This is a genomic window from Pseudomonas sp. LBUM1656 (assembly GCF_059716065.1).
On record NZ_CP166800.1, the window covers coordinates 6,437,609 to 6,448,362 of the forward strand.

Consider the following 10,754-nt stretch of genomic DNA (forward strand, 5'->3'; position numbering starts at 1 on the left):
TGGGACATCAGACTAGTCGAGACTGGTCTTAATGGTTCTCTTCGTGCGCCATCGACAGGTAAACGATGGTCAACATCATGAAGATAAACGCCTGCAGGGTGATGATCAGGATGTGGAACACAGCCCACGCCCACTGCAGAACTACGCCCAGGCCGCTAAGCCAGAGCAGACCGCTGCCGAACATCACAGCAATCAGAATGAAGACCAGTTCGCCGGCGTACATGTTGCCGAACAGACGCAGTGCCAGCGAGATAGGCTTGGCGATCAGTGTCACGAACTCCAGCAGGAAGTTCACCGGAATCAGCAGGGCTTGAAGAAAGATATTCTTGCTGCCGAACGGGTGCAGGGTCAGTTCGCCGATGAAGCCGCCGATGCCCTTGACCTTGATGCTGTAGAAAATGATCAACGCGAACACCGACAGGGCCATGCCCAGGGTAGCGTTCGGGTCAGTAGTCGATACGGCACGGAATGGAATGTGCGCATCGCCAGTGATCAGGATGGCCAGCTGAGGAATCCAGTCGACCGGGATCAGGTCGACGGCGTTCATCAGGAAGACCCAGACGAAGATGGTCAGTGCCAACGGTGCAATCACCGGGCTACGGCCATGGAAGCTGTCTTTCACGCTGCCATCGACGAATTCGACCAATACTTCAACGAAGTTCTGCAAAGCACCAGGCTGACCGGAAGTCGCCTTCTTTGCCGCCATGCGGAAAAGAAGAACGAAGATCAGACCCAACGCGACCGACCAGCCGAGGGTATCGACGTGGAAAGCCCAGAAGCCCATTTCTTTGGCTTCTGCTGCGGTGTGGGCAAAACCCCACCCGCCAGTTGGGTGCTGACCGAAGGTCAGGTTCTGCAAGTGGTGCTGGATATAGCCCGAAGCGGTTGTCTCTGCCATGGTTGCCTCAAACGCCCTAAGGTCTCGAAAGTCTTGTTCTCATCAGCAGGGGCGCGAACCAGCTGACCAGTTGGGTCAACACGAAGACGCCGAATACAGCTAGCGGCGCCAATGGCTTCACACCTGCGAACGTCAATGCAAAGAGCACTGCCGTCAAAATCAGTTTGCCCGCCTCACCGGCATAAAAAGACCGGACGATGGCTTGAGCTGCTCGGGCGCCGGAAAACCGAAAGGCCCTGTGAGCGAAATAAACATTGGGCAGCAAGGCTATCAGGCCTCCGCAAAGTCCCGAGTACCCGGCTACGACTCCATGCCAGTACCAAAGCGCCAAAGCGGCCAGTACCAAAACGACAAATTGAGCCAGTAATACCGGAAAAACTGCCAGGCGATGGAACGGCAAGCGGTTTAGCGTGCGGCTCTCCATCGTTTTTGCTCCCCAATGATCGGCTGCCAGAATTCAATAACTTGGCATAATTTGTGCCGACAAAATGCGCGCAGAGTATAGGGGCGGTTCTGCCCCTATTCAACTGTCAGGTAGTGATTTCCGACTGCACGCTACATGAGGAAATGTTTCAGCGAATGTGCGCGAGCACACCTTGAAGCTCATCAAGGGAGTTGTAACCAATGACCAACTGCCCTTTCCCCTTCTTTCCGTGGCGGATCTGCACCGCAGAGCCTAGGCGTTCAGCCAGGCGCTGCTCGAGTCGGGCGATATCCGGGTCCGGTTTGACCGGTTCGGCAGGCTCCTGTTTGCCACTCAACCACTGGCGAACCAGTGCCTCAGTCTGGCGCACCGTCAGCCCCCGTGCGACAACATGTCGCGCCCCTTCAACCTGTTGATTCTCCGGCAAACCGAGCAAAGCACGGGCATGACCCATTTCCAGGTCACCGTGCGACAGCATGGTTTTGATAACTTCCGGCAACGCGATCAAGCGTAGCAGGTTGGCCACGGTTACGCGGGATTTGCCCACGGCTTCGGCCACTTGTTGCTGAGTCAGCTGGAATTCCTGCTGCAAACGCTGCAGGGCCACGGCTTCTTCGATCGGATTGAGGTCTTCGCGCTGGATGTTCTCGATCAGCGCCATGGCGATCGCGGTTTCATCCGGCACGTCGCGAACCATCGCCGGGATGGTTTCCTGGCCAGCCTGCTGGCTGGCACGCCAGCGACGTTCACCGGCGATGATTTCGAAGCGACCGCTACCGATCGGACGAACCACGATCGGCTGCATCACACCCTGGGCCTTGATCGACTGTGCCAGCTCTTCCAGCGCCTGAGGATCCATGTCCCGACGCGGCTGATACTTGCCGCGCTGGATCAGGTCCAGGGGCAGGTGTTGCAGCTCACGCTGATCGGCCTGCACCGCTTGTTCTTCCAGCGAGCTGACAGTCGGACCACTCAGCAGTGCATCCAGTCCACGTCCGAGACCTCGTTTCTTGACGGCCATGGGGATTCCTTAAGTTGCCTGAGCGGCGGCGGTGCGTGAGTTTTTGCGTTGACGACGAACCAGCTCGCCGGCCAATGCCAGATAGGCGATAGCGCCACGCGATGCTTTGTCGTAAGCCAGTGCCGGCATGCCGTAACTGGGTGCTTCGGCCAGACGGATGTTGCGGGGGATGACGGTGTCGTACAGCTGCTCGCCGAAGTGTTCCTTGAGCTGCGCCGACACGTCGTTCATCAGGCTCAGGCGCGGGTCATACATGGTCCGCAACAAGCCTTCGACTTTCAGGTTCGGGTTGAGCAATTCAGCGATGCGCTTGATGTTATCCACAAGGTCGCTCAAGCCTTCGAGCGCGAAGTACTCGCACTGCATGGGGATAATGACCCCGTCAGCCGCGACCAATGCGTTCAATGTGAGCATCGACAATGACGGCGGGCAGTCGATCAAAATGTAGTCGTAGTTTTCACGGATCGGCGCCAGCGCGCTACGCAGACGGCTTTCCTTCATCTGCATTTCCAGCAGAACAACTTCCGCAGCCGTCAGGTCACGGTTGGCCGGCAACAACTGGTAACCGCCATGCTCGGAGTAGTGCATGGCCTGGGCCAGGTCGCACTCGCCGATCAGCAGGTCATAGACCGAGTTTTCCAGCCCGTGTTTATCCACACCGCTACCCATGGTGGCGTTGCCCTGTGGATCGAGATCGATCAACAGCACCCGGCGCTTGGTAGCGACCAGGGAAGCTGCGAGGTTGATGCAGGTGGTGGTTTTACCCACACCACCTTTCTGGTTCGCTATCGCGAATACCTTAGCCATTCTTGCTTGTGTTCCCAATCATGCCGTGCGGCGCAGTATCAGCAGATGGCGTTGGCCTTGGCAACCAGGTACGGCCAGGGCGTGTTCGCTATCGAGGTGGAAGTCTGCCGGCAATGCTACCAGCTCATCGGCCGGATGAACGCCCTTCATTGCCAGCCAGCGTGTATCGGCATCACCCAAGTGGCGAGTCCAGTTACTGAAGTTTTCCATGCTGCTGAATGCCCGGGAAATGATCCCGTTGAACGGCTGGGCAGGCTGAAACGCTTCGACACGGCTGTGGATAACTTGCAGATTATCGAGTTTGAGTTCGAGTTTGACCTGGGTCAGGAAGCGGGTTTTTTTGCCGTTGCTGTCCAGGCAGGTCACTTGCGACTCTGGAAACAGGATGGCCAACGGTATACCCGGCATGCCGCCGCCGCTGCCAACGTCCAGCCAGCGACCGTTTTCGACAAACGACATCACGCTCAAACTATCGAGCAGGTGACGGGAGACCATTTCGTCCGGATCCCGCACGGCAGTCAGGTTGTAAGCCTTGTTCCATTTGATCAACAGGGCCAGGTAACCCAGCAGCTGCGCGTGCTGGGCTTCTGTCAGTGTGACACCGAGCTGGCGAGCACCTGTGGATAACTCTTCGGCATGTTGCGAGGTGACCAACGAACTCAAGCGCTTTGCTCCAACTGACGGCCCGCGCCGCGTTTTTTCAAATGAATCATCAACAGCGAAATCGCTGCCGGCGTGACGCCCGGGATACGTGACGCCTGGCCCAAGGTTTCTGGACGGGTCGCACCGAGCTTGCTCTGGATCTCTTTGGAGAGACCCGAAATGTTTGTGTAATCGATATCCACAGGCAATTTTGTATCTTCACTGGCCCGCAGACGAGCGATTTCATCCTGTTGACGATCAATGTAACCAGCGTATTTGGTCTTGATTTCGACCTGCTCGGCGACTTGTGGATCTTCTGCGCCCCCACCGGTCACGGCGATCAGACCAGCGTAGTCGATTTCCGGACGGCTCAGCAGGTTGAGCAAATTGTATTCGTGGGTCAGCGGCGTGCCGAACTTCTCGGAAATCGCATCGCCCTGCTCGGTACCCGGGCGGACCCAGGTACTTTTCAGGCGTTGCTCTTCGAGATCGATGCTTTCGCGTTTTTTGCAGAACGCAGCCCAACGCGCGTCATCGACCAGTCCCAGCTCGCGACCTTTTTCAGTCAGGCGCAGGTCGGCGTTGTCTTCACGCAGGATCAAACGGTACTCGGCGCGGGACGTGAACATCCGGTACGGCTCTTGAGTACCGAGGGTAATCAGGTCGTCGACCAACACCCCGATATACGCCTCGTCGCGACGCGGGCACCAGGCGTCTTTGCCCTGTGCACGCAGTGCAGCGTTGGCGCCAGCCAGCAAACCCTGGGCCCCGGCTTCTTCGTAACCGGTGGTGCCGTTGATTTGCCCGGCGAAAAACAGACCGCCGATGACTTTGGTTTCGAGGTTGTACTTCAGGTCACGCGGGTCGAAGTAGTCGTATTCGATGGCGTAACCCGGACGAACAATGTGCGCGTTTTCCATGCCGCGGATCGATTGCACGATCTGCAATTGCACGTCGAACGGCAAGGATGTGGAAATCCCGTTCGGGTACAGCTCGTGCGTGGTCAAACCTTCCGGCTCGATGAAGACCTGGTGGCTTTCCTTGTCGGCAAAGCGGTGGATCTTGTCTTCGATCGACGGGCAATAACGCGGGCCGATGCCTTCGATCTGCCCTGCATCGGAATACATCGGCGAACGATCAAGGTTGGCGGCAATGATTTCGTGTGTGCGGGCGTTGGTGTGGGTAATCCAGCAGCTCACCTGTTTCGGATGCTGCTCTTTGGAACCCATGAACGACATGACCGGGATCGGTGTATCGCCTGCTTGCTCAGTCATCACCGAGAAATCCACGGTACGTCCGTCGATACGCGGTGGTGTACCGGTTTTCAAACGACCAACGCGCAGCGGCAATTCACGTAGACGGTGAGCCAAGGCGATCGATGGCGGATCACCCGCGCGGCCACCGGAATAATTCTGCATGCCGATGTGGATAAGTCCACCGAGGAAGGTGCCAGTGGTCAACACCACGGAATCCGCGAGGAAACGCAGGCCCATCTGGGTGACAACACCGCGCACTTGTTCCTGTTCGACGATCAGGTCATCAGCGGCTTGCTGAAATATCCACAGGTTCGGCTGGTTTTCCAATGCTTCGCGGACAGCGGCCTTGTACAGAACCCGGTCTGCCTGAGCGCGAGTAGCACGCACGGCCGGGCCTTTACGGCTGTTCAATACGCGAAATTGAATACCACCTTTGTCGGTAGCCATGGCCATCGCGCCGCCGAGGGCATCGATTTCCTTGACCAGATGGCTTTTGCCGATCCCGCCAATCGCAGGGTTGCAACTCATGGCACCGAGGGTTTCCACGTTATGCGTCAGCAACAGGGTTTTTGCACCCATGCGTGCTGAGGCCAGTGCTGCCTCGGTACCGGCATGACCGCCGCCGATGACGATCACTTCAAAACGGGAAGGGAAATCCACCACGCACCTCGTGCCTGCTTCAGTCAGGTAATCAGGAATAGTTTGAGCTCAGGTTTCTATACCTGGTCGGCAAGTATAGGGACTTCGCCCTTCCTAAAGAACCCTTTGCACAAAATTTAACCAGCTGTGGAGAAGTCGGGTTTATAGAAATTAAAAAGAGAGAAATTTATTAAATCTTTGTTTTTATGTTTATTTCTACTGAGGCACCTTTCTGTGGATAGATCGCTACAGACCTTTAAATTCAATATGTACAGACATTCAAAACCCTGTGGTCATGTGCCAGGGAGGCCCTTGGATAACTGGCTTAAGCCTGTGGATGAAAGTGCTGGTTATCCACAGGGACGGTTATCTTCAGTTTTCAGGCCCTGTTATCAACTGCCCTTAGAGGCAGTTACTCACAGGGCTTAATCCACAGAAAAGCCGGGATCTAACAAATCTCGGGCACGAAAAATTCGCTCAAGCAGAAAAAATCCGCTCGGCACTGGAGGAAGGTCTAAGAAAAGGGAGGGAACAGACAGGCGCAAATGGCCTGTCTGTGGACAACGGAAAGGCTATTTACCGATGCAGAAGCTGGAAAAGATGCGCCCCAGCAGGTCATCGGAGCTGAATGCACCGGTGATTTCACCTAACGAGTGCTGAGCCTGGCGTAAATCTTCAGCCAGCAGTTCACCGGCACCCGCGAGGGTCAGCTGTGCTCGGCCATGCTCAAGGGACGCGCTTGCATGGCGCAAGGCTTCAAGGTGACGCCTGCGAGCACTGAAGCTACTTTCCGAGGTCTGCTCGTAGCCCATGCAGGCCTTGAGATGTTCGCGCAGGAGTTCCAGTCCCATGCCGGCGGATTTCGCACTAAGGCTTATGGTGACGTGGCCATCGTCGCTGACTTCCAGGGCAATCGCTTCTCCCGTCAGGTCAGCCTTGTTACGGATCAGCGTAACCTTTGCCGGATCCGGGCGTGTTTCCAGGAACTCCGGCCATAACGCGAACGGATCAAGTGCTTCAGGCGCGGTCGCATCGACTACCAGCAGTACGCGATCTGCCTCGCCGATGGCTTTCAACGCCCGCTCGACGCCGATTTTTTCCACTTGGTCATCGGTATCCCGCAAACCGGCGGTGTCGACCACGTGCAGCGGCATGCCATCGATGTGGATATGTTCACGAAGAATGTCCCGGGTGGTGCCGGCAATCTCGGTCACGATCGCGGCCTCTCGACCGGCCAGGGCATTCAGCAGACTGGACTTGCCGGCATTCGGACGGCCGGCGATGACCACGGTCATCCCATCGCGCAACAAGGCACCTTGCCCTGCTTCGCGAAGCACTGTGGATAGTTCATCGCGCACCTTATCGAGCATCGCCAGTACGTGGCCGTCAGCCAGGAAGTCGATCTCTTCTTCTGGGAAATCGATGGCCGCCTCGACGTAGATGCGCAGGCCGATCAACTGCTCGGTGAGGTTATGCACACGCAGGGAGAAAGCGCCCTGCAAGGAGCGCAGCGCGTTGCGCGCGGCCTGTGCAGAACTGGCCTCGATCAAATCGGCGATGGCTTCCGCCTGGGCCAGGTCGAGTTTGTCATTGAGGAAGGCGCGCTCACTGAATTCACCTGGCCGTGCCAGACGACAGCCCAGTTCCAGGCAACGTTTGAGCAACATATCCAGAACAATCGGCCCGCCATGTCCCTGCAGCTCAAGCACGTCTTCGCCGGTGAAAGAGTTCGGTCCCGGGAAATACAGCGCGATGCCTTCGTCCAGCACCTCTTCGTTTTCATTGAGAAAGGGGCCGTAGTGGGCAAATCGGGGTTTCAGCTCGCGACCGCTGATCGCCTTGGCGGCAATGCTCGCCAACGGCCCGGAAATACGGACGATGCCCACACCGCCACGACCTTGAGCGGTGGCGACAGCTGCGATGGTTTCCCGAGGAACGCTCATAAACCGGTATCCAGACAAAAGTGACAGATAGCAAAACGCCCCACTAGGGGGCGTTTTGAGTGGTTATCCACAGTGTAAATCAGGCAGCTGCTTTAGTAGCCGCTTCGACTTTACGCGTGATGTACCACTGTTGGGCGATGGACAGGCAGTTGTTCACTACCCAGTACAGCACCAGACCAGCCGGGAACCACAGGAAGAAGAAGGTGAAGATGATTGGCATCAGCTTCATGACCTTGGCCTGCATCGGATCCGGAGGAGTCGGGTTCAACTGCTGCTGGATGAACATGGTTGCACCCATGATGATCGGCAGAATGAAGAACGGATCCTTGATCGACAAGTCAGTAATCCACAGCATGAACGGCGCTTGGCGCATTTCAACGCTTTCCAGCAGAACCCAGTACAGCGAAAGGAAAACCGGCATCTGCACGAGGATTGGCAAGCAACCACCCAGCGGATTGATCTTCTCTTTCTTGTACAGCTCCATCATGGCTTGCGACATTTTCTGCCGGTCATCGCCATGTTGCTCTTTCAGCGCAGCCAGTTTCGGTGCCACTGCACGCATGCGCGCCATGGATTTGTAGCTGGCAGCCGACAGCGGGAAGAAAATCCCTTTGATCAGCATGGTCAGGAAGATGATCGACCAGCCCCAGTTACCGACGATGGCGTGGATGTGTCCCAGTAGCCAGAAGATTGGCTGGGCAATGAACCACAGAATGCCGTAGTCGACGGTCAGTTCCAGACCTGGGGACAACTCTTTCAGCACGGCTTGGCTTTTCGGACCAGCGTAGAGAACAGCGCTGGTTTCGGCTTTTGCACCTGGCGCAACGCTCATTGCCGGGCCGGTATAACCGATGATGTAGTTGCCTTTGCTGTCTTTACGGGTCTGGACGACGTTGTTTTCGCCCTTGGCCGGAATCCATGCGGTGACGAAGTAGTGTTGCAGCCAGGCAACCCAACCACCACTGACGGTTTCTTTCAACTGCGCCTTGTCCATGTCCTTCATGGACACTTTCTTGTACGGCTCGTTACTTGTCCACAGGGCAGCGCCCAGGTAAGTGGCGGTGCCGGTGGCGGTAGTTGAGGAAGGATCGCCGCTGGCATCACGCTTCAGCTGGGCGAACATCGCACCCGACCAAGGCTTGGCGCTTTCGTTGTCGATCAGGTAGGAAACGGTTACGTCATACAGGCCACGTTTCACGGTGAAACGCTTGATGTAGTTGACGCCGTCCTTGCTGAACTTGAGGTCTACGACCAATTGGTCCTGACCGTCAGCCAGTTGGTAAATCTTCTTCTCCGAGGAGTAAACCGGACGACCGGCTGGACTTGCGTCCGGACCGTCGGTGCCGATCAAACCGCTCTGGGCCAGATAAGTCCGCTCGTTGCCGTTATCGAACAACTGGAATGGAATTTCCGGATGGTCCTGGCGACGTGGATACAGCGGCAACGTCAGCTGGGCAACATCACCACCCTGTGGATCGATAGCCAGGTTGAGCACATCCGTTTTGATCTGGATGAGATCCTTGCTTGCAGCTACGGGTGCTTCAGTAGGTGCAGTTGCACTGGTATCACTTGCGGCGCGTGGAATGTCGTCACTGACAGAAGCATTATTGCCAGTCGCCGTGTCCGGTAGGCCCGGTGCGGTAGTACTGGAAGCAACATTCTGAGTCGGCAGGGCAGTCTGGCCATAGTCCTGGTTCCACTTAAGAACCATAACGTAGGACACGATTGCCAGGGCGACGATCAGGATCGTGCGTTTGATATCCATGATTACTCGGCCATCGAAGAAGAACGGGAGGTAGGGATAGGTGGAACCGGGTCATAACCACCGGGATTCCACGGATGACAGCGACCTAAACGACGAAAGGTCAGCCAGCCACCGCGCAGAAGGCCATGATTTTCTATGGCTTCATACGCGTAGCAGGAACAACTGGGGTAGAAACGACAGTGACTGGCCATCAGAGGACTAATGGCATAGCGATAGAACTGGATCGGAACGAGTGCCAGTTTACGCATCGGGACTGTCTACCCCTACAGTTTCGTTTTTGACTGCTGGTACCGGCTTGCTACGTGCCAGACGCTTCCAGAGTTTGCCGAAATGCTGAATCAATTCGGGGTTTTCTACGTCACCCAAACCTTTGCGCGCGACGATAACGATGTCCCATCCGACCAGTGAATCCTGGTTCAGGCGAAACGATTCGCGCATCAGACGTTTGAGGCGATTGCGCTCGACGGAGAGCTTTACGCTCTTTTTCCCGATAACCAGCCCGAGACGGGGGTGATCGAGATCGTTGTTGCGCGCAAGGAGCAGGAGATTTTTCCCCGGAACCTTGCCGGTAGGGGAGTCAAAGACTGCCTTGAAATGCCGGGGGGTAAGCAAACGCTTTTCCCGACTGAAGTCCTGACTCACCTCCAGTGCCGGATTATCAAACTGCCAGACGCGCACGACCTTTGGCGCGACGACGCGACAGGACGGCACGACCGTTCTTGGTAGCCATGCGAGCACGGAAACCGTGGGTACGAGCGCGTTTGATAGTGCTTGGTTGGAAAGTACGTTTCATTGTCGTGTTACCTGGTTCGTCCACAACGGGCCGGAATGGCCCCCGTTTTAAGAGACCGGGGATTCTAGAGAAAGCAAGCCTCTAGGTCAATTTCCAACCAGCGTTTCCTTATAAATAGATCTCCAGGTGATTTCTCGTCCGCAGGTGCTCGCTAGATATAGAAATAAAGAAGGAAGTTATTTAAAGCTTTTCTGTAAAGCTTATAAAAGCTAGGGAGGCGATCATCTGTGGATAACTACCTTGAGCCCTTCTATCTCGCACTGTACAGAGAATGACAACTACGGTGGAAAACGGGGGGCAGCCTGTGCTGCGCTGTCGGATAAGCTGTGTGTGGAATGGCTGGTTATCCACAGGCAGGTTATCCACCGAGTTTCACCCCCACTTGTCCAGTGCCCTCATGGGCGGTTATCCACAGAGCTTATGCACATACCATTGGTCGTCTTTTTTATGGTTAAAGCGTTGATAATTCATGGTCTGTGCGCAACCTGCATGTGGATAAGTGGACGTCTGGTCGCTACAATGGCCGCTTGTTTTTGCCTCACCGGCTTTCAACTTAGGGGATATCC

11 protein-coding genes are annotated in these 10,754 nt (G+C 56.1%); all 11 read right to left on the bottom strand.

Annotated elements, in window-relative coordinates; all coding sequences use genetic code 11:
• Positions 1-28: 28 nt before the first annotated feature.
• Entirely contained in the window at positions 29-898 is an 870-nt protein-coding gene (gene atpB, locus ACA072_RS29235; RefSeq protein WP_162437614.1) for a F0F1 ATP synthase subunit A, read from the bottom strand.
• Positions 899-914: 16 nt separating this feature from the next.
• Positions 915-1,322: a F0F1 ATP synthase subunit I gene (locus tag ACA072_RS29240; RefSeq protein WP_497622263.1), complete on the bottom strand. Its 408-nt coding sequence runs from the start codon at positions 1,320-1,322 to the stop codon at positions 915-917.
• A 148-nt stretch (positions 1,323-1,470) separates the two neighbouring features.
• On the bottom strand, positions 1,471-2,343 hold the full coding sequence (locus ACA072_RS29245; protein ID WP_008027541.1) for a ParB/RepB/Spo0J family partition protein: 873 nt from the start codon (positions 2,341-2,343) through the stop codon (positions 1,471-1,473).
• Between the two features lie 9 nt (positions 2,344-2,352).
• On the bottom strand, positions 2,353-3,150 hold the full coding sequence (locus ACA072_RS29250) for a ParA family protein (protein ID WP_090177596.1): 798 nt from the start codon (positions 3,148-3,150) through the stop codon (positions 2,353-2,355).
• An 18-nt stretch (positions 3,151-3,168) separates the two neighbouring features.
• Positions 3,169-3,813 carry a 16S rRNA (guanine(527)-N(7))-methyltransferase RsmG gene (gene rsmG, locus ACA072_RS29255; protein WP_102594524.1) on the bottom strand — a complete coding sequence of 215 codons (645 nt, stop codon included), beginning with the start codon at positions 3,811-3,813 and terminating at the stop codon, positions 3,169-3,171.
• On the bottom strand, positions 3,810-5,708 hold the full coding sequence (gene mnmG / locus ACA072_RS29260) for a tRNA uridine-5-carboxymethylaminomethyl(34) synthesis enzyme MnmG (RefSeq protein ID WP_497622266.1): 1,899 nt from the start codon (positions 5,706-5,708) through the stop codon (positions 3,810-3,812). The genes rsmG and mnmG overlap by 4 nt, the downstream gene beginning before the upstream one ends.
• 551 nt (positions 5,709-6,259) lie before the next feature.
• Positions 6,260-7,630 carry a tRNA uridine-5-carboxymethylaminomethyl(34) synthesis GTPase MnmE gene (mnmE, locus tag ACA072_RS29265; protein ID WP_497622268.1) on the bottom strand — a complete coding sequence of 457 codons (1,371 nt, stop codon included), beginning with the start codon at positions 7,628-7,630 and terminating at the stop codon, positions 6,260-6,262.
• A gap of 79 nt (positions 7,631-7,709) precedes the next feature.
• The gene (gene yidC / locus ACA072_RS29270) at positions 7,710-9,395 is read right to left on the bottom strand and encodes a membrane protein insertase YidC (protein ID WP_497622270.1); all 1,686 of its coding nucleotides are present in this window, start codon (positions 9,393-9,395) and stop codon (positions 7,710-7,712) included.
• A 2-nt stretch (positions 9,396-9,397) separates the two neighbouring features.
• Positions 9,398-9,643 (bottom strand): membrane protein insertion efficiency factor YidD, encoded by a 246-nt coding sequence (gene yidD, locus ACA072_RS29275; protein ID WP_010465488.1) that lies wholly within the window; start codon positions 9,641-9,643, stop codon positions 9,398-9,400.
• A complete protein-coding gene (gene rnpA, locus ACA072_RS29280; RefSeq protein ID WP_497625056.1) occupies positions 9,636-10,037 on the bottom strand; it encodes a ribonuclease P protein component in 402 nt (133 codons plus the stop codon). The genes yidD and rnpA overlap by 8 nt, the downstream gene beginning before the upstream one ends.
• 16 nt (positions 10,038-10,053) lie before the next feature.
• The gene (gene rpmH, locus ACA072_RS29285) at positions 10,054-10,188 is read right to left on the bottom strand and encodes a 50S ribosomal protein L34 (RefSeq protein ID WP_003213577.1); all 135 of its coding nucleotides are present in this window, start codon (positions 10,186-10,188) and stop codon (positions 10,054-10,056) included.
• Positions 10,189-10,754 lie beyond the last annotated feature (566 nt).